This is a genomic window from Psychrobacter raelei (assembly GCF_022631235.3).
GTDB lineage: Bacteria > Pseudomonadota > Gammaproteobacteria > Pseudomonadales > Moraxellaceae > Psychrobacter > Psychrobacter raelei.
In genome coordinates, this window is record NZ_CP093310.2 from 873,115 (window position 1) to 897,351 (window position 24,237).

Sequence of the window (24,237 nt, forward strand, 5' to 3'; positions counted from 1 at the left end):
GTCTAAGAGTAAGCTGCCTAACACAACTGATTAGGCAAGAAGGCGCCCAGCCAATTCGCTGAGCGTATTAAATGATAAAAAAGGTATCAGGTGCGGTAGTAATTGCGATGAGCGCGTGCTAGATAGATTCTGCAGTAGTTCGCTTGATTTGTCTATGCTGTACCCAAATTAGTAGGATAAAACACATCAGCCATAATGCCAGTAGGTGATACAGATAACTACTAACTTGACTTAAAGAGGCGCCCATTTGGTTTAATTGTACCGAGGCATTCATCCCTGAGGTAGATGGAAATAGCCAACGCACATATTGTAACACCTCAGGCAATTGAGTGACCGGCCAAGGATAGCCGCTCAAAAAGAACATGGGTAGGGAGCTGAAAATTAGAATCTGCATACCGCGCTCACGCTCTTTAAACCACAGGCCAAGCAAGCAGCCGAGTGTCGCCACAGTGGGAGCGTAGATTGCCATAAACAGTAAGGTACCCGGCAGATTATGACCGCGCGAATAATTTTGAAAATTAAAGACCCAACCATAATAAAAACAGGCCACGGTAAAAGTAATTAAAGATAAGGCGCCAATACGGCCAAGCCAGCCTAGGATACTGGCGTTTTGTTTTTTGTTTTCGTACCAAGTGCCAATAAGTAAGGAGGTGCCCATCAACAAGGTTTGCTGCAAAATCAAAATGGCCACGGCTGGTACCACATAAGCACCATAGCCTTCGGTACGGTTAAACATGGGATCAATGCGCAGAGGCACCGCTTGAGTACTTACCTTGGCCGTTGGCATATAAGCACCTTGGGCCACACTGCGCTTAATCTCTATGCCCGCTGAGACGGTGGAGACGGCTGTGGTAAAGCCCAATTGCAGCTGTTTATTTAATAAAAAGTAACTGTTATTGCCCAAAATAGACACATGTGCAGGCTTACTGGCGTAGACGTCTTTTTCTAAATCACGAGGGATAATCAAATAGCCGGCAATTTGCTCATCATACAGGGCATTTAAGGCATCTGTTTGGGTCAGATAAGGGGTCACCTTGATGTTGGGATGGGCATCGCTATAGCGGGTAATGGTCTTTGATAATTTGCTGTGATCATAATCGACCACACCAACTGGCACCTGCTGCACCACCTCACTACCATAAGGCCAGGGGTAGAAGAACCCATAAATTATCGGCGCAAAAATCAGCATTAATAGCACGCCTTTGTCCTTAAAAGCCAATGCTAATGTGCCTAAGAATCCTTCAATCAAACTGCTGTGGCTGATCATAGCTGTCGGCTTTTTATCCACACTTGAGCGTGGCTGTGAGGGGGCTTTTGATTCAGATGATAAAGCAGGCTCTGCTCGTAACTGACTCGCATCACAGTGTGCAGCATCTGTCTGATGGCTTGGCAGCTTATCTTGTGATAGTGGGTCTTGATTGATTGAGCTGTCATCTGTTGGGTCTTGATGTAACGGCTTCTTGTCTAAAGGGGCAGGGTCTAACGCAGCCTGTTGTGATGACTCATGATCCAAGCCAGTGTGCAAATTGCTACTGCCTTGTTGGGTAGTGTCTAAGGCACCATCATTGTCTTCATGTGGCTGTTTTGGGTTCAAAGGGAGATTGGACATTAGCGGGCTCCCCAGCGTTGTGGATTTTTAAAGGCGCGGATACATAATAAGGCGGTAAGTACCAAAGTGACCACCACAGCCACTATTAGGCCGGCGAGTGTGGGTAGTGCCACTGAAACCGGTGCCGACATTTGTAATTGGGTTAAGTGAATCCGTAGATAATGGGTTAAGGGTAGGGCATTGGCCCAGCGCTGGGCGCCTTCACTCATTGCCAATAGCGGAAAAGTGACACCCGCGAAGGCAAACGATGGCGCAGAGACAAAGCCGGTACTTGAGAGCCCCATACGCAGCGAATAACTGTTCAAAGTAAAAATGGCGCCCACCCACAAAGAGATCATCACCAGAGCTATAAAGGCAGCAAACACAATCAAGATGGCCGCAGCGCTGGCCGGATGCACGGACACCGCTAAGAGTAGCATTAGCCCTGCCCACATCATATAAAACAATAGCGCCCAGATAAGCTTGCCATTTAGACCGACCACCAGCGCCAAGATAGACACTGTTTGTGGCATACGCGGCTGTCCCAATTGGGTGGTGCTGATAGGGGCTGGTACTGCACTGAGGCTTGAGGTAGAAGTGGGTACAAAAGTCTGGGTGCTCAATGCGTTATAATCAATCGGGCCTTGCCAGCTAGCATCAAGATCTGCCTGCATTTTTGCCAGTTTTTGCGCTGGCGGGAGATGCTTGAGCGCTTTAAAATCAGGATAAGGCATGTCCGGATAGACGATGGTGTGATACCACTGTGAGAAGGTTTTATCCCTAATCTCGCGGCCAATGGTCGTCGCCCCAATAATCATGGCCAAAATATGTAATAAAGCGGGGATCACTGTGGAGGCCAAGAACTGCTGATAGTTGGCTCCTATATTAAATAAGCTTATGCGCTCGACACCAATGGGCGAGTAGCTAATCTTAGCCTGCTCTATATAACTGCCTTGCTTGACAGTGCGCTTAATCTCCACCCCTGCTGATAGCGTACCTACCACAGCCTGCACCCCTTTTTGAATGATACCTGAATGGGTACCATACTGCGCATTAACCTTTAAGATAATCGGTGAAGGGGCTGCTTTATTAATTTGATCGGCAAAATCTGATGGAATGATGACCACCCCATATATCTTTTTGGTCAAGATATCCTCGTTGACCTGAGCCATATCGGTATACAGCTGCTCAACTTTGATATCAGGGCTGGCATCGAGGTAGCGGGTAAGGGTGCGAGAGTAGGCGCTGCGACTATCGTCAATAACGCCAATGGGCAGATCGACGATATAAGGCTTAGAAAATATCCACCATATGCTTAAGATGGTCGCCAAAGGCAGCCACAATAGCATGACAAAGTCCCACGAGTGATGCTGCAAGAAGCGACCTTCATAGCACGCACTGCGTAAGAACACTGACCACAGTGAGGCCTTGCGATTGTCTTTATCACCAAAGACAATCTTAGGCGGTGTGCTGTGATTACCGGAAGATGCAGACATAATCTAGCCTTAGCCTATCCAATCTGATTTAGTTAACACGGTTGGTCTTTTTATTAGAGGCACTGGCATCAAGCTCTACCACCACGCTCATGCCCGAGCGAATCTTGGGGTCAGCAGTGACGGGACGCGCTTTGACCTCAAAGGTACGCACATCAAAGTTATCTTCGGTATTGGTGGCGCGCCAAGTAGCAAAGTCAGACAAGGCGGCGGTGTTAAATACTTTAAACGTCATCTTATAAGGGGCATCAGGACGAGACAGCGCTGGTACTTGGCCGACAAACTGGGTGCCAATGCTAAACTGATTTAATAGGTTTTCTGTCACATTGAGTACCACCCACTGCTGATTGGGATCGACCAAAGTCATGATGGGGACGCCTTGGCCGATGACCTCACCTGGATTGACAATCACATCATCAACTATGCCGGCAATGGGGCTTTTTAAGTTGGCCTCATTTTGCGCCGCTTGTGCCTCTTCAATCTTACCATCTACTTGGGCCACCTGTGCTCTAGCACCCGCTTTATCTTCTTCACGAGCCCCTTCTACGGCCAAGTCATATTGTAAGCGGGCGGCGTCAGCTTTATCTTGGTTGGCCACATACTGAGTATAGGCTTCATCGCGCTTTTGACGTGCCATTAGTCCCTCTTCATAAAGACGATTAACACGCTCATAAGTACTCTTGGCTAAGTCTGCTGCGGCTTGGTTGGCTTGCCAAGCTGCTTTGGCTTGGCCAATTTCTTGCGGACGGGCACCATTTTGTGCTTTATCCAGCTGGCTTTGGGCCATGTCTCGGGCAGCTAAAGCCTGGTTCATTTTGGCAGTAATTTCAGGTGAATCCATTTCAATCAGCTGTTGACCCGCAGTGACATTATCACCTTCAGTGACCAATATCTTGGCGATGCGTCCCGGCACTTTTGCGGCAATGGCAGTGGACTGCATCTCCATTTGGCCTTGCACCACGATAGGTTTTTCGTTACTTTGTGAACTTTTATTTAAGCCATAAATAATCAGCGCTATTATCCCAGCCACAACTAAGGTGATTATGATGTTTCTTAGCATGGTTGGGCTGGGCTTTTTTGAGGGGCTCGTGTTTGAGGTGCTCATGTATTTATCCTGAAGATAAAATAAAAGTAAAAAGGTTAAGGCGTGTAGCGGCGCTTAGCGCTAATAAACCGTGGGCAGCTTAATATCGGCCACGGCCATATATTCGTTAAAGGCCTCTGGGGTACCAATGCTTTGCATTAAAGCGGCAAGCGCCTGTACATAATCATTGGCCGCAGCAGCTTGCTCGGTGCGGGCTTGCAAGTACTTGGTTTGTGCAGTAGTTACATCAAGGGCGGTATTCACCCCCTCTTTCATGCCCAGTTGCTTGTAGCGTAGTAACTCTTGAGACAGCAGCACATTGCTGTTTAATGACTGGAAGCGGACCCGGGCATTTTCTACCGATTGCCAGTTTTTTTCTACTAACAATAAGATGTTGTCACTCACATCGATTTTGGCCAATAAGGCTTGGCGCATTTGTGCTTGACCAGAAGCATGCTGTGCGCCTTTGTCCAAGCCACCCCACAGCTTCCAACTGGCAGAAACCCCTGCAATCCAGCTGGGATCCTTGTCAATTTCATGATAACCGAATAAGGTAACGGTCGGCTTATAACCGGTGTTGGATAAGCTGGTTAAAGATTCTGCTTGGGCGTATTTGGCATCGACTTTTTTAAGACCGGGATGGTTTTTTAAGGCCAAATCTTGGAAGTGCTTTAAGGGAGGTAGCGGCTTTGAGGAGACAAACAATGGGCTGGTAGGCTTGATGGGTGTTGGTGAGCGCAATAGGCGCTGCAGGGCAGTCATGGCTAATTGAGCATTATTGCGCGCTTTTAGCGCCTCACTTTCAGCCTCTGCTAACGCTGTCTTCGCCTCTAGTCTTTCAACGCCTGATATAAAGCCTTCCTCTAGGTATCTTTGCGCCATATGATCGGTTTCTTTCACCGTATTTAAGGCATCTTCACGTAAGTAAGCAGCGAGCATGGCAAGCTGAGCGGTGAAGTAGCGATTAATTAAGGTCGCTTGCAGGTCGTCCTTATCAAGTAAGGCGTCCGCTTGGCTCTCTTCAGTGCGCGCATCTGCCAGATCAGTGACCGCTTGGGTGCGCCCAGCGGTATACACCGGCCACAGCATGGCAACACCTGCGCTGGTATTTGTACCACTGCGTTTTATATTATATTCATCGGGTAGGCGGTCACTGATGATGGGCGGAATGGCATTAACAATATTAGGATCAATATTTTGTAAAATAGGATTGTCTTGAATTGCTTGGTTTACGCTGTCATTGATACCGGATTTAAGACCGGTTAAATCCACATCTGCATCCACACTATATCGGGTGGCGCCAGCCCGTAAAAAAATCAGCGGTTGGTTGAGACCTTTGGTAGCTTCTGATTGCAGCTCATTTGCTGCAATACCGGCATTGTTGCTGGCAAGTTTGGGTGACACTTGCATTAATACATTTTGGGCTTGTTGTAGACTGATTTTGTCGGGTACATCAATGGTATACACATCATCAATGGCCACCCCTGAAGCTGGGTCGACAATGCTGTGTAACGGTATGGTTTGATAGCTGCCTTTGTCTAGATTTTCGCCAATCTTTTTTACATTGGTCGCCGGGATGGGGTTTTGATAAATGGGGCTTTGCGGTGACAAGACATACTCATCGCTGCCACTATGTATAGGTGCCGTGTGGCCCATGGTTGATAGGGCACTGAGACTTACGGCCACCGAAAGCTGCCAAGATAAGGGAGCCAAATACGCAGCATGCCTATTGAGCCGCTTAGCATAATGCGTCAATATATGATACGAGGTAGGCGCACAAGGGCGTCTCACAAAAGAGGCTTGCGGTTTTACAGTCTCAGAGCGCTTTAACTTAAGTAATGACATAACGGCAACTGGCTAATAAAAGGGATGAGTTGGAGGTAGAGAGTGTATCAGTTTTATTTAATGATTTTTGGTTAGTGATGACGCCTAAACCATGGATTAATCAGGCGCCAAGCGCATATCTTGATTTGGGTTCATTATAATAGCCTGCTAAAAAGCTTATTTGAAGTTATAAATACGTCCGACCAGTCCTTTTAGCATGTCTTAGCGCAATATAGCCATAAACACCACCAACAAAAAAGCCGTACAAGCAGGTATGGCGTGTATTGACAGGGTTAAAGACAGCCTTTAACCCCAATATGGACGCCTCATCAATGGCCATAAAAAAAGGCTGTGTTTTTGCTTGGAGACAAAAACGCAGCCTTGGTAGGGCGCAAACTGATAAAATATGGTTTACATTGAGCCAAAGTTTAATGATTAGTTAACTAGATTTCAACAGCAGCCCGTTAATAAAATGCCAGCAGTGGGCGACCGGCCAGTCAAATATTAAGCTTAAGCTGTCAGTTATCAGCTTATACTTTCAATCATGCCAAGTGGGCTAAGCCTTTTCAAGCTTAGGACGAGCTTTGGCAACCGCTTTTAATAAGGCTGCTTTAAACTCACCTGGACCAAACTTCACCATATCTGAATGGGCTGCACAGAAGTTCTCGGTTTTTTGCCATTTTTCTGCCAAATTCTCTGCCCAATCACAGTATTTTTTTCCGGCATTAGGCTCATCGGTTAGTGCCTTTTTGGTGGTGGGATGTAGCGACAGTTCTGGCAAAATGGCTTGCAAGATTTTGGCAGGCGGCGTGACAAAAGTATCATCTACATGTAAGCTTTTGCTGGCAGGATGAAAGGCCAGTAAAGAGCTGGCGTGAATCATCTCATTGTCTGAGATATAGTCGATACCTTGGGGGAGTGAGAACTCAAGCTCAGGATAGCGTTTGGCTACGGCCTCGCTTTCTACCAAGTCATCGGCCCAGTTTACCTCGGTTATCTTACGCTTATGACGTTCGCTGCCGTAATTAATGGCGGTGGGAAAATCTTTGGCCATTTGCGCGCAGTGTATGGTATGAAAAGGGTGTAAATTTAAAATGGCTTCCACCTTTGTGCCATTATCAGTCAAGGACATCACCTTATCGCGCAGCTCACCGGTTAAACTATAGCTGTCTAAAAAGATAAACTTGCCTGACTCTAGTTGCACTAAAGAGCACTGAGTGCCAATATCTATTAGACCGCCCAGTTTAAATGAACCACGTATGTTCCAAAAACCTGAACCCAAATCAATTATCTTATCTGTCATAACGTCCTCTTTTTAAGGTAAGTTATTTACTATTAAATGTTGTAGTCATCATCGGTTATTTGCCTCTAAATGTCTGTTAAGAAATAATACAGTGAGTAGTAAAAAAGCTAACGAGTGTGGTCTAATATGCCCACGACTTAATATAGCAAGCATTTCCTTGGTAGAGGATAGAGCAACCAATACCCTAATTTATCTGCTGGGAATAAAAAACACCCCAAGCGAATACCAGAGGTGTTTGTTGAACCGTAAAGCTAACACAAGATGTCTGCCTTACCCGTACGTTTTGCAGACGCAGTTATAGTAAGCTATCTAAATGACGTGCAGGGTCGGTCTCTCGAGCTGCGAGCGCATCGTCAACCGTTAAGCCGATGGCATTGGCCACGCCTTCGCCATAAGCAGGGTCACACCAGTAGCAGTTACGGATGTGGCGGTATTTGATAAAGTCTGGCACCGATGCTATGTTACGGGCTGTGTTATCAAATAATACCTGCTTTTGCTCATCGCTCATGAGATTGAACAAAGCGCGCGGCTGGCTAAAGTAGTCATCATCGTCTTTACGAAAGTCCCAATGAGCGGCATCCCCATTAATTCTTAGAGGCGGCTCAGCGTATTCAGGCTGCTCTTGCCATTGACTAAAGCTGTTTGGCTCATAATGTGGACGACCCCCATAGTTATCATCGACACGGCCTAGACCATCACGATGGTTGCTCGAGTAAGGGCAACGTGGTTGGTTGACTGGAATCTGATGGCTATTAACGCCCACACGATAGCGCTGTGCATCTGCATAGTTAATCAGACGGTTTTGTAGCATCTTGTCTGGAGAGACACCGATACCTGGTACTAAGTTACTTGGCGCAAATGCCGCTTGCTCTACATCTAAAAAGTAGTTGTCTGAGTTTTTGTTAAGTTCAAATTCACCCACCTCAATTAGAGGGTAGTCGCCTTTTGGCCAAACTTTAGTCAAGTCAAACGGGTGGTAAGGCACCTGTTCAGCCTCTGCTTCTGGCATGATTTGAACGTACATTTTCCATTTTGGGAAATCGCCATTTTCGATAGACTCAAATAAATCTTTTTGATGGCTTTCACGGTCCATACCGACAGTTTCGGCAGCTTCGGCATCAGTTAGGTTCTTAATGCCTTGCTGCGTACGCATGTGGAATTTGACCCAGAAGCGCTCGCCTTGATCATTCCAGAAGCTGTAAGTGTGTGAGCCAAAGCCATGCATATGACGGTATGAGGCAGGGATACCGCGGTCACTCATTACGATGGTCACTTGGTGGAATGACTCAGGTAGTAAGGTCCAAAAGTCCCAGTTATTGGTCGCTGAGCGCATATTGGTACGAGGATCACGTTTTACCGCTTTGTTCAAATCAGGGAACTTACGTGGGTCACGTAAGAAGAAGACAGGCGTGTTGTTGCCTACTAAATCCCAGTTACCCTCTTCGGTGTAGAACTTTAGGGCAAAACCACGGATATCACGCTCAGCATCAGCCGCACCGCGCTCACCGGCTACGGTACTAAAGCGGGCAAACATTTCGGTCTTTTTGCCGACTTCGCTAAAAATCTTAGCACGCGTATATTTAGTAATGTCGTTGGTGACGGTAAAGGTACCAAAGGCGCCAGAACCCTTGGCATGCATGCGGCGTTCTGGAATAACTTCACGCACAAAGTTGCCCAGCTTCTCGTTCAACCAAAGGTCTTGCGCCAATAGCGGACCTCGAGGGCCGGCTGTTAAGCTGTTTTGGTTGTCTGCAACGGGTGCACCATTGTTCATGGTTAGCTTCGTGGGGGCGTAGGGGCATTTTTTATCACTCATTGTAATCTCCTTTTTTTTGTAATGAGTGGGGGATAAAACACTTGATTTTTTACAGCCTGTTATTTTTTTAAGTACAATAGAGCAGTTAGGGTATGGTTATTACCAAGCCGGTTATCTTGCTTATCTCTATTAAAGCCAAATTGTGTAGTTTTGTATAGTAAATTAATTACAATAGTATGTTTTGTTTTACTAATCTATTTTTGCTACCGCTTTTGGTCTATAAATCCTTTTATAACTATTGAGATTTTTTTGGCTCCATTGAATTTAAGTCACCCTTTACTTGATTGGTTATAACAATCATGTTGGTTTCAATAGCTAATGTAGTACAGTCCAACAAATAAAGCAATTTAGCCACATTTATAGGCGCCGCTGGGCTGATCGGTACCTTAAAATTACTATAATCGTGGGTGTTTAAATGTCTCCAACTGCCATCGCCTATGCCTATTTGGCCGGGGCTATTATCTTTGAAATAACCGGAACCACCTTTTTGGTGAAGTCGCAAGAATTCACTAAGCTTTATCCCACTTTAGCCACGGTGGTGCTCTATGCTTTTTCTTTTTATTTTTTGACTAAGTCATTAAGGGGTATTCCGCTTGGTATTGCTTATGCAATGTGGGGCGGGGTAGGTATTGTGTTAACAGCTTTGATTGGTCTGCTGGTATTTAAGCAGAGTATTGATACGCCGGCAGTGATAGGCATTGGCCTGATTGTGACCGGCGTTGTGGTGCTTAATTTGTTCTCAAGCTCTGTGGGGTAGGAGGGAGCAGTATAAATAATAAAAAATCATCTCAAGATTACGGTGTTGACTACCTCTGATAAAAAATAAAGTTTATTTTTTTAAAGGAATAAAAAATATAATGTTAGAAGCCAAAAGTACGCTAAGTTATCGAAAGTACCCCTCAACAACGGCGCTGCAGTGCTTTGAAGCGGCGGCTCGATTGCTGAGTTTTACGGGCGCTGCCCAAGAGTTGTATATGACTCAAAGTGCGGTAAGCAAGCAAGTAGCTCAGCTTGAAGACATGCTAAATATTTCACTTTTTTATAGAACTTCTCAGAAAATCTCTTTAACACCTGCAGGTAAGCGTTACTACCTAGAAGTTTTTAATATTCTAAGCTATATAGAAAGCGCTACTACCTCGTTGATGTCTTACGTTGATAATGCAGAAACTTTAAGAATAATGGCTCATCCCACCTTTTGTGCGCGTTGGTTAATTCCTGCATTGGCTGGATTTAATGAGCAATATCCTTTAATTAATTTGGATATCAGAGAACAAGAAGGTCCTTTCTTCTCTGAAGACCATGATATCGACATCGCATTTTTATATGGTGAGGGTGTTTGGACTGGAATGGAGTCAATCAAGCTATTAGAAGAGTACTGCATCGCTGTTTGTAGTCCTGATTACTATGACAAATATATCAAATCAGAAGATGGGGCAGATGTGCATAAGCTAGGAAACTGTACGTTCTTACATCTTAATTCACGAACAAGCGCTTGGTATGACTATTTTAAGCAACAAGATATTCATATAGAAGGTACGTTTGTCGGCCCTAGATTCGATACTTTTCAGGCCTGTATTTCTGCCGCATTACTAGGGTATGGAGTGGCCTTGATACCAAGAATTTTGGTGACACCAGAGATTAACAGTGGTGCACTGCGACAAGCTGATGATTATTATGCTAAAGCTAAAAGTGCTTACTACATAACCTATCCACTCACTTTAGGCAATAGCCATAAAGTTCGAGCAGTAATTAAGTGGGTGTTTGAGTATTTGGACCGAGTTACTAGGAACTAAAGCAAATATTATCAAATACTTAGTTCCTGCCATAAAAAAAGGAATAGTTGCTCAACTTTTATTCGTTTGCCTGTTATTCATGCTTTTGGTGAAATGAACGTATCAATCATGGAAGATATGAGACGTTTATGACCAACTTATATAATGTGACCGATGCCTTTACTATGGTGCATCCTATCACTCTCGTCAAAGGAAAAAATGCAACAGTTTGGGATAAGGACAATAAGCGCTACATAGACTTTGTAGGCGGTATTGGCGTTTTAAACTTTGGCCATTGTCATCCCAAAATTGTTGATGCCATCCATCAGCAAGCCAGTAATCTTATTCATTATGCTTACAATGCTGCAGGTCATCAGCCTTATCAGATGCTAATGCCACGCCTTTGTGAGCTTATTCCTATCAGTGGTACTTTATCAGGAATGCTCACCAACTGCGGTGCAGAAGCCACAGAAAATGCCCTTAAAATTACTCGCATAAAAACAGGTCGCGTTGGGGTTATCGCCTTTGATGGCGGTTTTCATGGCCGCACTTTGGCAGCGGTTAACCTTAATGGCAAAGTTGGTCCTTATAAAACAGGGTTAGGTCCTCTAGCCGGTAGTGTGTATCACATTCCTTTTCCAAGTCCAGATAATGAGGTTAGCGATCAACAGGCCATTGATGCGTTAGATCGTATCGGCATGGTTGAAACTGATATTAACAATATTGGTGCCATCATTATGGAACCAGTGCAAGGTGAGGGTGGTTTTCAGATTATGTCAAAAGGCTTTGCACAGTACCTACGAGGCTTCTGTGATAAGCATGGCATTTTATTAATCATGGATGAAATTCAGTCTGGTTTTGGCAGAACGGGTATGCCTTTTGCATTTAGTCATTTAGAGATTGAGCCGGATATGATTCTATTAGGCAAAAGTATCGCTGGTGGTCTGCCGTTAGGGGCAGTAATTGGTAAAGACTCGGTTATGAACGGATTACCCAAAGGCAGCTTGGGTGGGACTTATTCGGGGAACCCTGTGGCCTGTGCGGCTGCCAACGCGACCTTAGATATTATGGAAGAGGGCTCAGTTTGGACATCTGCTACAGACTATGAGCAAATTCTAGTTAATAGCTTTGAGAGCTGGAAGTCTGAGGGTGTGTCTAACTGGCTGTATAAAATGACTGGTGTCGGTGCCATGCGCGGTATAGAGCTTCGTCATCCAAAACACGGCACTTCCCCTGAGATTATGACCAGAATATTGTCAGAAGCTCGTGAAAGGGGACTGCTGCTGATGCCAAGTGGTAAATATCGACACATTATTCGCCTATTGCCGCCTTTGACCATTGAACCTGAACTATTGCAAGAAGGGCTTGAGATTTTAAAACAAGTACTCAGCACTTTGCCTGATGAGCTCAATTAAATCGACAGCTTATTTACAAAGTACAAAACTCTATAAAATATTAAGGTAGTCACTATGACAGCAACAAATTTTATAAAAACCGATGAGATTCGCTACCAGTTCTCAATAGCTATGTCGACCATGTACCAAAAAGAAGTGCCTTTATATACCAACCTAATAGAGTTGGTAAATGAAGTAAATGAATCAGTTATGCAGCAGCAGCCAGAAATTAAACAGCAGCTAATCAATACCGGCGAGCTAGACAGATTGAGTGCAGAAAGACATGGCGCTATTCGCCTAGGTACGGCCCAAGAGCTTGAGACCATGCGCCGTCTATTTGCTGTAATGGGTATGTATCCGGTGGGCTATTATGATTTGACACCTGCAGGAGTGCCAGTACATTCCACAGCATTTCGTGCAGTAACTACTGAGGCATTAAATATTAGCCCATTTCGAGTATTCACCTCTCTTTTACGATTAGAGTTGATTGAAGATGAATCGCTACGCAGTAAAGCCAAACAAGCTCTGGAGAATAGAAATATATTTACCGATAGAGTCATTGAACTGATTGAAAAGTTTGAGAAACAAGGCGGTCTAACCTCAGAGCAGGGTGAGGAGTTTGTACGTGAAGCATTAGAGACATTCCGTTGGCATGAAAGCTCGCCGATCAGCAAATCGCTGTATGAACAGTTATTAAGTCAGCATGGATTGATTGCAGATATTGTTGGTTTTAAAGGTCCCCATATTAACCACCTAACGCCCAGAACCTTAGATATTGATGCGGTCCAACAAGGCATGAGTCAACGTAATATTCCACCTAAAGATATTATTGAGGGGCCACCACGCCGTAATTGCCCAATTTTGCTACGTCAAACCAGCTTTAAGGCATTAGAAGAGTCCGTTAACTTCACTGGGGATGCCGGTGATGCAGTTGCTGGAACGCATACCGCCCGTTTTGGTGAGATTGAACAGCGTGGTGTCGCTCTGACCCCTAAAGGCCGCGCTTTATATGACCAGCTGTTAAATGCAGCGCGTACTAAGCTTGGCTCAACGCCAAATGCCAGTAATGCGAGTCAATATTATCAGCTACTGTCACAGGAGTTTGAAGCGTTTCCAGATGACTATCACAGCTTACATGAGCAAGGTCTAGCCTATTTTTATTATCAGTTAAATGAAGATAAGCTAGAAGCAGGCGTATTAATGCAGCAGGTAGATGAGCTTGTTAGTCAAGGTGTGCTGCGTATTGAGCCAATTGTTTACGAAGACTTCTTGCCCGTAAGTGCAGCAGGTATTTTTCAGTCTAACCTAAAAGATAACAAACAAAGCAGTTATCAAGGCAATTCAAACCAGGCAGACTTTGAAAAAGCGCTAGGTAGACCTGTCTATGACGAGCTTGAACTGTATAGCAAGCTTCAACAGCAAAGCTTAGAGCGGTGTCTAAACGCCTTACAGCGTGTTAGTTAAGATTGGTAAGTAGTTTGGGTGGTATGGTTAAGTTATTCTTATGTCTTTTATAGGCCATTCCAAAAGGGAATGACAGTAAGAAATATTTTATTTTGCAACTCATTAATGACACATGTAAATTGGAATTACACCAAGGAAGTCATTAATAATCAACTAAGGAATAGTAATGATTAAGAAGTACATGTCAGCTATGGGCGTGGAAGAAAGCCTATATCAAAATGGTAACTTTGAAGTTAAAACCCCAATCGATGGATCAGTAATCGGCAAAGTGACCCTTCATGAAGTATCTGATGTAGAAACGCAAGTTTCTAATGCTAAAAAAGCCTTTAAAGAATGGCGTACTGTACCTGCTCCTAAAAGAGGGGAGTTAATTCGTTTATTGGGTGAAGTGCTGCGTGAGTATAAGCAAGAACTTGGCGCATTAGTCTCTTACGAGGCAGGTAAAATTAAAGAAGAAGGCCTAGGCGAAGTTCAAGAGATGATTGATATCTGTGATTTCGCGGTGGGTCTGTCTCGTCAACTTTATGGTTTAACCATCGCCTCAGAGCGTCCTGGCCATCATATGCGTGAAACTTGGCATCCTTTAGGTGTTATTGGTGTTATTTCAGCATTTAACTTCCCTGTTGCAGTTTGGTCATGGAATACCGCATTAGCGATTGTGTGCGGTAACCCTGTAATTTGGAAGCCTTCAGAGAAGACGCCTTTAACAGCGCTGGCTTGTCAGGCTTTATTTGAAAAAGCGCTTGCAAAATTCGATGGGGCACCAGAATATTTATCGCAAATACTCTTGGGTGAAGTGGAAGTTGGTAACGCTTTGGTTGAGCACAAAGATGTGGCATTAATCAGTGCCACAGGCAGTACCAGAATGGGGCAGGCAGTAGGACCAAAAGTCGCCAGTCGTTTTGGTAAATGCTTGCTAGAGCTGGGCGGTAATAACGCAATGATTTTGACCCCAAGTGCCGACTTAGAGCTGGCCTTGCGAGGCATATTATTCTCAGCAGTGGGTACTGCAGGACAGCGCTGTACCACATTACGTCGCCTGATCGTACATGAGTCAGTAAAAGATGAGATTTTACCACGGGTAAAAGCGGCCTATGAGAATGTCAGTATCGGCCACCCACTCGAAGGCAACTTGGTGGGTCCTCTAATTGATGAAGATAGCTTCTCTAATATGCAAAAGTCGCTGGATAATGCCAAACAATCTGGTGGCAAAGTAACAGGCGGTGAGCGTGTGCTAGAGAGCGAATATCCAGAAGCCTATTATGTAAAACCTGCCATTGTTGAGATGGATGAGCAAAACGATGTGGTTCGTAATGAGACATTCGCCCCTATTTTATACGTGATGACCTATCAAGACTTCGATCAAGCGTTAGAGATGCAAAACGATGTGCCACAAGGTCTCTCTTCTTGTATCTTTACCAATGATATTCGCGAAGCTGAACAGTTCTTAAGTGATCGTGGTAGCGACTGTGGTATTGCGAACGTTAATATTGGTACCAGTGGTGCGGAAATCGGTGGTGCTTTCGGTGGTGAAAAAGAAACGGGTGGCGGTCGTGAATCCGGTTCAGATGCTTGGAAAAACTATATGCGTCGTCAGACCAACACCATTAACTATTCAACTGAGCTTCCATTAGCACAAGGTATTAACTTCAACTAAGTTTTTTTTCGATTGCAAAAATCTTCTAAGCCTCTTGTTTTATAAGATTTCTTTATAAAGTAAGTGTTGCTTAGAAGATACCTTGGATATTTTTAGAATAAAAGTTTTGCAGGGCAATAAGGTTCATTGTCCTTTAATAAGTGACCACATATTGTTTAGTTTATATAAATTAATATTTAATTTATATTGGATGCTTCTTAACTCTAATGGTCTAAGCCATGGATATGGCAAGTCTTACTATGGATAGGTAAATACTATGATTGATGAAAAAAATCAAAATCCCTCTGTTGAAGGGTATGGCCCTTCTTCAAGCTTCTTATTAGATATCGCACCTTTGGTTCTAACTGCCATAATCCTGATGGTGCAGTTTTTTGTATTCAAAGACTTTACGCCTCATATTCCCTTAGCCTGCGGTATTTTAATCACAGGTTTATTTATGAAGTTGCGTGGTCGTGATTGGGATGGCATGGAGCAAAGGTTCTTAAAAGTAGTAAAAATTGGTTTGCCTGCGATACTTATTTTAATGGGTGTAGGTATGTTAATCGGTGCTTGGATTATAGCTGGCACAGTGCCTACTATTTTATATTACGGATTTAGTATCTTCACTCCCTCATCATTTTTGGTCTCAGTTTGTATTATTTGCGCCATTATCTCTCTAGCCACGGGTACCTCATGGGGTACTGTGGGTACTGTAGGATTAGCAATGATGGGTATTGGGCTTGGGCTTGGTGTACCAGCACCGTTGGTTGGTGGTGCTATTGTCTCAGGGGCATTTTTTGGCGACAAAATGTCACCATTATCTGATACCACTAACTTGACGCCAGCTGCTGCTGGCATTGATTTATGGGAACACATCAAAGGCATGTTGCCTACCACTGTGCCTGCAATGATTACTGCTGTTCTCATCTACGCATGGATAGGAACGAGTTATGGCTCTGATTCAGTAGATATGTCTTCAATTGAAGCAATCAAAGCCAGCCTTGCAAGTAATTATAATCTAAGTGTTATTACTTTATTGCCTGCCGTGGTAGTAATTGGAGCGGCTGTTATGAAAATGCCTGCTATTCCGACAGTGTTGGTAGGCGTAGTGGTAGCTTCAGTGATTGCAGTGTTTATGCAAGGTGTGGGCTTACACGATGTGTTTGATGTTCTACAAAATGGATTTAAGAGTGAAACAGGCTTAGAAATAGTTGATCAGTTGCTAAGTAAAGGCGGCGTAATGTCGATGACTTGGGTCGTCACCCTGACCATTTTTGCCTTGGCTTTTGTCGGCTCACTTGAGCATTACGGGACGCTTAAAGCAATCATGGCTAAGCTTGATAAAGTCATCAAAACTCGTTTTGGTCTGGTTATTTCAAGTTATGCTAGTGTGATTGGTGTGGGTACTATTATTGGTGATGTTTATACCACTTTAGTTTTACCAGGACGTCTATTAAAAGATAAATATCAAGAAATGGGCTATAAGCGCACCACGCTCACTCGCGCAGTAGAAGACTGCGGTACTTTACTATCTCCGTTAATCCCATGGAATATGGGAGGAAGCTTCGTAGCAGCGACATTAGGTATAGCCACTATAACTTATGCACCTTACGCATTCGCTTGTTGGTTGTCTCCATTATTTGGATTACTGTGGTTGGCATTGAATAAATTTATACCTCGTGAGACGCCTAGCGTGCCAGTATCTGAGCATGTAGTGGTAACGAGTAATAATATTTAACTGGAAAAGGAGATTCCATAACATGTTGCAAGAAAAATGCTTATGGGGGCTTATTGCCCCTGAAGGGGAGCTCTTTACATCGCTGACATACGATGCGGATACTCAAGTCTGTATCATAGGTGCAGGCTACACTGGATTATCAGCTGCTATTCATCTAGCAGAAAAAGGTGTGGATGTTATTGTCTTGGAGTCCAAGCAAGTAGGTAATGGAGGTTCAGGACGTAGTGTGGGCTTTGTAAACGCAGGGACTTGGGCTCGCCCAGATGATCTAAATCAATATTTAGGTGAGGAGGTGGGTGTACATTTAACTCAAGAGCTTGGGTTGGCACCAAAATTGGTTTTTGATGTTATTGATAAGTATAAAATTGATGCTCAAGAGACCAGAACGGGCAATATCCATATGGCACATAATGCCACAGGCGAACAAGATGTTGAGATACGTTATGAGCAGTTGACGCGATTAGGTGCAGATGTAGAGCGTCTGACTGGAAGCAAGTGTCATGAGTACTGTGGCACCACACGAATTAATAAAGCCTTATTGGATAAACGTGCAGGTACTATTAATCCTCAAGCTTATGTCAATGGCTTAGCTCGAGCAGCTAAGTCTTTGGGTGTAAAAATATATACGGATTCTGCGGTAACCTCTATCGAAAAATCAGAAGGTAAGTGGTATGTCAGAACAGCGCAAGCAAGTGTTCAAGCAGATCGTACGATAGTGGCTACTAATGCTTATACAGAAGGTGAGTGGAGCCAATTATCGAAGACTTTCTACTTAGTGGAGTACTATCAAATAGCCTCTGAGCCTTTAAATAATATACAGGCTGATAAGATTTTACCTTATAAAACGGGAGCATGGGATACAAGAACAGCACTCTCTAGTATTCGACGTGATAAGGACAATAGATTGTTACTGGGTACTGTGGGAGGTAAGAAGATGAAACCTAAGTCTTTTTATCAAGCGTGGGCCAATACTGTACAAAAGCATTACTATCCTGACTTGCCTAAATTTGAATGGCAATATGAGTGGGTAGGTAAATTTGGCTTTACTCAAGATCACATATTTAGAGTATTTGAGGTTGATGATAGTTTGTTAGCTGCTACTGCATATAATGGTAGGGGAATCACCACAGGAACACTGTTAGGTAAATGTTTTGCTGACTATATTTTAACCGGTGATCGTAAAAAAATACCGCTTCCTTTTAAAAGTATAGAAGAGTCCAAGATATCTTGTAATGGTATGCGCTCTAGCGTTACCGAAATGGGCATCTCTTTATATCATTTTGGGCAATGTCTAAAAGTCATTAGATAAGTGAGTATATTCATAAAGTGCTATTAGTTGTATGGAGCTATATTAGTGACCAAGCTAACTTTAGATTTAGAAACAAAGATAGACTTATTTCAACCATCCAGTCTGCAACTTATCCTAGAGACGCTAATTAACAATCACGGCTTTGAAACCAGTCAAATAAAAACCGATGCAGAAAGCTTAGCGCATTGGGGCAAAGACTGGACCAAGCACTTTGCGCCCGCACCCTCTGTGATTGTGTTTCCAAAATCGACCGAGCAAGTCCAAAGCGTGGTGAAGCTGGCCAATGAATATGGCATAGTCATCACCCCAAGTGGTGGCCGTACCGGATTATCTGCCGGTGCTGTGGCCAGTCATGGCGAGATTGTACTTAGCCTTGATAAAATGAATAAAATTGGTGAATTTTTCCCCGCCGATAGAATGGTTGAGATTGAAGCGGGTGTCATCACCGAGCAGCTACAGCAGTTCGCTGAAGACAAAGGCCTATACTATCCTGTGGATTTTGCCTCAGCAGGCTCCAGTCAAATTGGGGGTAACATCGGCACCAACGCCGGCGGCATCAAAGTAATTCGCTATGGCATGACGCGTAACTGGGTGCTGGGTCTTACAGTCGTCACTGGTAAGGGTGATATCTTACAGCTCAACCGCGGTATGATAAAAAATGCCACCGGTTATGATTTGCGTCATTTGTTTATCGGTGCAGAAGGTACGTTAGGCATTGTCACCAAAGCACAAATCAAGCTTGAACGTGCCCCGCAGGACTTGACGGTGATGGTATTTGGCATGGATAAGTTTGAGCATGTGATGCATGTGCTGTCCGCTTTTCAGTCTCAAATTGACTTGACTGCCTTTGAGTTCTTCGATGATGTGGCTATTGAGAAGCTGATGGCCACAGGTCATGTACAAGAGCCTTTTGAAGCCCGCACCAAATATTATGCCCTACTTGAATTTGAGGCCCCCTATGAGCCTATTATGGATAAGGCGATGGCCATGTTTGAGCAGTGCATGGAGAATGGCTGGATTGTCGATGGTGTCATGAGCCAAAACCTATCTCAAGCCGCTGAGCTGTGGAAACTGCGCGAATATATCTCAGAGACCATCTCAGTATTTACCCCTTATAAAAATGATGTGTCAGTACTGATCAGCTATGTGCCTGAGTTTATCAGGGATATTGAGAGTGTGGTCAACAGCAACTACCCGGACTTTGAAATTTGCTGGTTTGGTCATATTGGTGATGGTAACTTGCATTTAAACATCTTAAAACCTGAGAATTTATCCAAAGATGAGTTCTTTAAAAAATGCCAAAGTGTTAATGATCTAGTGTTTGCCACAGTACAAAAATATGGCGGATCGGTGTCTGCCGAGCATGGTGTGGGCATGACCAAAAAGCCTTATTTGAACTACACCCGTAGCGAGAGCGAAATTGAGTACTTAAAAGCACTAAAACAAGTGTTTGATCCTAATGCGATTATGAACCGTGGTAAGATTTTTGATGTTTAGTCTTAGTTTTATACTTACTACCTGTACTAAACTCGGCTATCAATAATAACTGGATAGCCTTTGTGCTCAATGACGGTAGCTTTCACCCCATATAAATCCTGTATGGTCTCTTGCGTCAGCACTTCAATAGGATGGCCGGTTTGAATAACTTGTCCGGTCTTCATCATGACTACGGTATCGGCGAACTGTGCGGCTTGGTTGATATCATGCAGCACAATAACCACTGTCTTTTTTTGTTCATGAGCCAAACTGCGTAGGGCGCGCATCAGCTGGCCTGAGTGGTACATGTCTAAGTTGTTAAGCGGCTCATCAAGCAGTAAATAAGGGGTATCCTGGCAGACAATCATAGCAATCAATACCCGCTGCTGTTGCCCACCTGATAAGGTAGATAAGTAGCGGTGTGCCATATCTTGCAATTCAAACTTCTTAATAACCTCAGCCACCTTTTGATGATCGGCTGGGGTAGGCCGGCCTTGATGATACGGATAACGGCCGAACATCAATAGCTCTTCTACCCGCAATCGGCCTTGTAGTTGATTGCTCTGTGCCAATATGGCCACTGTCTTAGCCATAACCTTACTGTCGGTATGTGCAATGTCGTACTCACCAAACTGAACCGACCCACTTTGTAGCGGTTGTAGGCGTGACATGACGCTAAACAAGGTGGACTTTCCGGCGCCATTTGGCCCAATTAACGCAATCACTTGCGCATCTTCTAAGCTTAAGCTGACATTATTTAAGATGGGGTGGTGATCGATGTGATGGCTTACATTATTAATGGTAATCATAAAGATATTCAGCTGTCAGGTATAAAAATAGGATGAAAATTAGGGAGATATAACATTAAGTGTCAAAGAAGCAGCCAAGCGGGCTTATGGATCACTTAGGCCACCTGCTTGCGATACTGCTTTAAAATCAGGCCGATAAAGACCATGCCGCCGAGCAGTTCAATCACAACTGACAACACACCGGCCATGCCAAGCACCCGCTCAAACAAAGTCTGACCCAATACCAACGTAATCATGGACACCAAGCTGACCAAAACGATACGCTCGCTATGATACATGCTGTGGCTTATGCGGTTGGTCAAAGCGCACACCAATAACCCCAAAAATACGATAGGGCCGACAAAGGCGGTCGCGGTTGCGACCAACACTGAGATGACCACCAATAGACGCAGGGTTAAACCTTGATAATCAATGCCCAGACCAATTGCATCGGAGCGGCCAAGCATCAGTACATCGACCTGAAAGCGCCAGCGCCAAATAAGCCATGCACTGACAAGACAAATGGCCAGGCTCAGCCACATCATATGGACATTGGTGATATTAAATTGGGCAAAGCTGGCCGCTTGTATCACTACGAAGTCTTCGGGGTTAATGAGGCGTGCCACCAAATTTGATAAGCTTCTAAATAACACGCCAAAGATAATGCCGACTAAAATTAGCCGAGATAAAGAGTGCTCAGTGCGATTAAATAATAGCCGAAACAGGAATAAGGAGGCGGCCACCATCAGTGCCACTTCAATGCCAAACTTTAGTAACGGCTGACTGGTAAACATATTCAACGCACCCAAGAAGAACACCAATAGGCTTTGGATAAGAATATATAACGAGTCAAAGCCCAATAGGGCAGGCGTTAAAATCGGGTTGTGGGTGAGGCTTTGAAACAGCAGTGTCGAGACTCCAATACAGTAGCCCACAATCATAAGTGCCGCCAGCTTTTGCCCCCGGAACGGCAACACAAAGTCCCAGTTGCCATTGGCCTGTAAGGTCATAAACAGCACGCAGCTTACCAGTAAAGTCAGCAAAGCAAGCCACACCGGTTTGCTAAATACCAAGCCTGGATTAATACGCAGCTGTACAGGGTGAGCGGTAAGTGGATGTTTAGAAGTTTGGCTATTTGAGGACACAAACTGCGAGCCTGCACAATCTTTATTATTGCTAGAGGACTTAGGCATTGATGTGGTGGATGCTTGCTTGGATGAATTCATAATAAGCTTAGCTGGCAAAAAGGATAAATGAGAAGATACGACTTAAGAGCTGTGGGCTTAGGCTTGGGCCGATGGATTGGCTTCAAGCTTACGAGGTTTGGGTTTGCGAGGTTTACGGAGTAACATCCATAAAAATATCGCGGCGCCAATAACACCGAATACGGTCGCTACCGGTACTTCAAAGGGGTAGCGGATGCTGCGGCCAATCACATCGCATAGCAGCACTAGGCTTGAGCCGAATAATGCCACTGCTGGTAAGCATCGACGTAGACTGTCTCCCATTAAGCGGCTGATAATATTAGGTACGACCAGCCCGACAAAGGGAATGGCGCCTACCGTAACCACCACCACGGCGCTAATCATGGCCACAGTCAAGATCACAAACCAGGTCATCAAGCGCTGGTTCACCCCTAAGTTAATAGCAATGGCTTCGCCTAATCCCACAATGGTTAGTTTGTCGGCCAAAAAGTACGCCACCAGTGCCAACGCACCGGTCACATACAGCAGCTCATAACGCCCCGCCAAAATAGTAGAAAAATCCCCAAAGCGCCACACTGACAGCATCTGCAAAGACTCCGTTTCATAGGCAATAAAGGTAGTGACCGCCTCAATAATACCGCCAAACACAATGCCTACCAAAGGGACCATTAAGATGTCTGTGGCAGGCAAATGCTTAATTAGACGCATAAACAGCACCATACCGGCGATAGCGCACAAGGTCGCAATGAGCATCTTGCTAAATAGGCTACTTGTGGGCAAGTATAGGCTGACCAAAAGTAGGCCTAGGCCTGCGCTTTGGGTGGCGCCCACCATGGAGGGGTCAACGAAGCGGTTTTTTAACACAACTTGTAAAATCATCCCCGCCACAGCTAAAGAGGCACCGGTCAAAATAATGGCCAGTGTGCGCGGCAGTCGGCTTACCAGCAACAACTGTAAATCGTTACTGACCGACTGCTGAGTTAAGGCTTGCCACAGCCCTTGCCATGAAAAATCTGCCACACCCAGCGATAAGCTTAGCAAAATTAGAGCCACCAATAGCAGCACACTTAACGTGTTGAGCAGCATAGGCGATAGCAAAACATGTCGAGCTTTAGGTTTGGCAGAAGAATCAAACATAACGGTCTTTATTTTTACTGTAAAAATTGAGGGATAAGCGCGTGCTTATTGAGCGCTTTCAACTGTTTCGGCTTTACTCAAGGCATCAGTGACGATCTTGGTGTCTTTTAGCCACTGATAGTAACCCCCGAAAGCAAGGTATGAGTCTGGGCTTAGGTAGACAATATGTTTGTTTTTCCAAGCTTTGGTTTGATGCATTAATGGGTTGTCTAATACCGCATCTGCACCTACGCCTTCTTCACCAACGGCTGAGCTTCTATCTAGCACAAATAACCAGTCTGGATCGATTTTTTGTAAGTATTCAAAAGATACGGGTTGACCATGTCGGCCATCTTCAATCTGAGTATCAGCAGCAGGAATACCAAAGACGGTATGTAAGAACCCAAAGCGAGATTTTTCGCCATAGGCTGAGATTTTATTGCCGTTTACTAGGACAACCAAACCATTGCCTTTACCGGCACTGGCGGCTTTGGCTTGCTCGATGGCTTGATCAATGTCTTGTTGCAACTGAGCGGCTTTATCGGCTTTGTTAAATAGCTTACCTAAATCAGCTAAGCGCTGTTTGCTAGACTCATAAATATTTTCAGTATCTAAGGTCAGGTCTAAAGTTGGCGCCATTTTGCTAAGGGCATCATATTTTTCTGCCATACGTGAGCCAATTAAAATGGCTTTGGGCTGCATTTGGTTAAGTGCTTCCATATCAGGCTCGAATAAAGTACCGATATTCTGGCTCTCTGGGGCACCCGCCGCTTTTAGATTGTCTAAATGTAAGTTGTCAGGCAGACCAGCTACAGGTACTTCTAAGGCAGCTAAATCCTGCATCAAGGTCATGTCATATACAGCTAATGGCTCAGGATTGGTGGGTAAAGTTACTTCACCGCGAGTGGTATCAATGCTTACTTGTGCTTGGTTGTCAGTCGCACTTGACTCTGTGGTGGCCGCTTCAGAGCCAGTCTCACTTTGAGTTTCAGCGGCACTGTCAGTTTGAGTGTCTGTCTGTTTAGGAGAGCAACCAAAAAGCGCACCGCTCACCATTAAGGTGAGTAAAGCCAACTTGGCTTTGGGATACGTAGAAGAGGCGGCGGCAGAGGATAGACGTTTGGTAAACATAAAATCTCACTTAATCATTAAACTTAGTCGTTAAAAAAGCCATGACAAGACAATGGCTATTAAATAAAAAGCTGTAAAACATGTCAAAAAACTAGACTAT

At 44.5% G+C, this 24,237-nt stretch carries 18 protein-coding genes; 8 read left to right on the forward strand and 10 right to left on the reverse strand.

Features of this window, described 5'->3' with window-relative positions; translation table 11 throughout:
* Positions 1 to 118: 118 nt before the first annotated feature.
* The 6 genes from MN210_RS03740 to MN210_RS03765 all read right to left on the reverse strand — a co-directional run bounded on the left by MN210_RS03740 (position 119) and on the right by MN210_RS03765 (position 9,108).
* Positions 119 to 1,609, reverse strand: a complete 1,491-nt coding sequence (locus tag MN210_RS03740) for an ABC transporter permease (RefSeq protein WP_338412572.1) — start codon at positions 1,607 to 1,609, stop codon at positions 119 to 121.
* Positions 1,609 to 3,084: an ABC transporter permease gene (locus MN210_RS03745; RefSeq protein WP_338412573.1), complete on the reverse strand. Its 1,476-nt coding sequence runs from the start codon at positions 3,082 to 3,084 to the stop codon at positions 1,609 to 1,611. Before MN210_RS03745 ends, MN210_RS03740 begins: the two co-directional genes overlap by 1 nt.
* Positions 3,085 to 3,112: 28 nt before the next feature.
* On the reverse strand, positions 3,113 to 4,186 hold the full coding sequence (locus MN210_RS03750; RefSeq protein WP_110816253.1) for an HlyD family secretion protein: 1,074 nt from the start codon (positions 4,184 to 4,186) through the stop codon (positions 3,113 to 3,115).
* 60 nt (positions 4,187 to 4,246) lie between these two features.
* Positions 4,247 to 6,010 carry a TolC family protein gene (locus tag MN210_RS03755; protein WP_338412574.1) on the reverse strand — a complete coding sequence of 588 codons (1,764 nt, stop codon included), beginning with the start codon at positions 6,008 to 6,010 and terminating at the stop codon, positions 4,247 to 4,249.
* 535 nt (positions 6,011 to 6,545) lie between these two features.
* On the reverse strand, positions 6,546 to 7,292 hold the full coding sequence (locus MN210_RS03760) for a hypothetical protein (RefSeq protein WP_110816256.1): 747 nt from the start codon (positions 7,290 to 7,292) through the stop codon (positions 6,546 to 6,548).
* Between the two features lie 295 nt (positions 7,293 to 7,587).
* Complete coding sequence (locus MN210_RS03765) at positions 7,588 to 9,108, reverse strand: catalase (RefSeq protein WP_241879240.1); 1,521 nt, start codon at positions 9,106 to 9,108, stop codon at positions 7,588 to 7,590.
* A gap of 415 nt (positions 9,109 to 9,523) precedes the next feature.
* On the opposite strand from MN210_RS03765, the gene MN210_RS03770 reads away from it, so the two are divergent.
* The 8 genes from MN210_RS03770 to MN210_RS03805 all read left to right on the forward strand — a co-directional run bounded on the left by MN210_RS03770 (position 9,524) and on the right by MN210_RS03805 (position 19,918).
* Complete coding sequence (locus MN210_RS03770; RefSeq protein ID WP_155587714.1) at positions 9,524 to 9,865, forward strand: DMT family transporter; 342 nt, start codon at positions 9,524 to 9,526, stop codon at positions 9,863 to 9,865.
* 100 nt (positions 9,866 to 9,965) lie between these two features.
* Positions 9,966 to 10,901, forward strand: coding sequence for a LysR substrate-binding domain-containing protein (locus MN210_RS03775; RefSeq protein WP_110816258.1), 936 nt, complete (start codon positions 9,966 to 9,968; stop codon positions 10,899 to 10,901).
* A 128-nt stretch (positions 10,902 to 11,029) separates the two neighbouring features.
* Positions 11,030 to 12,295, forward strand: coding sequence for a 2-aminoadipate transaminase (locus MN210_RS03780; protein WP_110816259.1), 1,266 nt, complete (start codon positions 11,030 to 11,032; stop codon positions 12,293 to 12,295).
* 54 nt (positions 12,296 to 12,349) lie between these two features.
* A complete protein-coding gene (gene hglS / locus MN210_RS03785) occupies positions 12,350 to 13,738 on the forward strand; it encodes a 2-oxoadipate dioxygenase/decarboxylase HglS (protein ID WP_241879242.1) in 1,389 nt (462 codons plus the stop codon).
* 166 nt (positions 13,739 to 13,904) lie between these two features.
* Positions 13,905 to 15,395 carry an L-piperidine-6-carboxylate dehydrogenase gene (gene amaB / locus MN210_RS03790; protein ID WP_110816261.1) on the forward strand — a complete coding sequence of 497 codons (1,491 nt, stop codon included), beginning with the start codon at positions 13,905 to 13,907 and terminating at the stop codon, positions 15,393 to 15,395.
* 256 nt (positions 15,396 to 15,651) lie between these two features.
* The gene (gene nhaC, locus MN210_RS03795) at positions 15,652 to 17,112 is read left to right on the forward strand and encodes a Na+/H+ antiporter NhaC (protein WP_338412575.1); all 1,461 of its coding nucleotides are present in this window, start codon (positions 15,652 to 15,654) and stop codon (positions 17,110 to 17,112) included.
* A gap of 22 nt (positions 17,113 to 17,134) precedes the next feature.
* The gene (amaA, locus tag MN210_RS03800; protein ID WP_241879246.1) at positions 17,135 to 18,421 is read left to right on the forward strand and encodes an L-pipecolate oxidase; all 1,287 of its coding nucleotides are present in this window, start codon (positions 17,135 to 17,137) and stop codon (positions 18,419 to 18,421) included.
* A gap of 102 nt (positions 18,422 to 18,523) precedes the next feature.
* On the forward strand, positions 18,524 to 19,918 hold the full coding sequence (locus MN210_RS03805; RefSeq protein ID WP_338412818.1) for an FAD-binding oxidoreductase: 1,395 nt from the start codon (positions 18,524 to 18,526) through the stop codon (positions 19,916 to 19,918).
* Positions 19,919 to 19,944: 26 nt separating this feature from the next.
* Here MN210_RS03805 and MN210_RS03810 read toward each other — a convergent pair whose 3' ends face one another.
* The 4 genes from MN210_RS03810 to MN210_RS03825 all read right to left on the reverse strand — a co-directional run bounded on the left by MN210_RS03810 (position 19,945) and on the right by MN210_RS03825 (position 24,137).
* Positions 19,945 to 20,706 (reverse strand): iron ABC transporter ATP-binding protein, encoded by a 762-nt coding sequence (locus tag MN210_RS03810; protein WP_338412576.1) that lies wholly within the window; start codon positions 20,704 to 20,706, stop codon positions 19,945 to 19,947.
* Positions 20,707 to 20,801: 95 nt separating this feature from the next.
* Positions 20,802 to 21,911, reverse strand: a complete 1,110-nt coding sequence (locus tag MN210_RS03815) for an iron chelate uptake ABC transporter family permease subunit (RefSeq protein ID WP_110816265.1) — start codon at positions 21,909 to 21,911, stop codon at positions 20,802 to 20,804.
* Between the two features lie 57 nt (positions 21,912 to 21,968).
* Positions 21,969 to 23,027: an ABC transporter permease gene (locus MN210_RS03820; RefSeq protein ID WP_110816266.1), complete on the reverse strand. Its 1,059-nt coding sequence runs from the start codon at positions 23,025 to 23,027 to the stop codon at positions 21,969 to 21,971.
* Between the two features lie 45 nt (positions 23,028 to 23,072).
* Entirely contained in the window at positions 23,073 to 24,137 is a 1,065-nt protein-coding gene (locus tag MN210_RS03825) for a siderophore ABC transporter substrate-binding protein (protein ID WP_338412577.1), read from the reverse strand.
* Positions 24,138 to 24,237 lie beyond the last annotated feature (100 nt).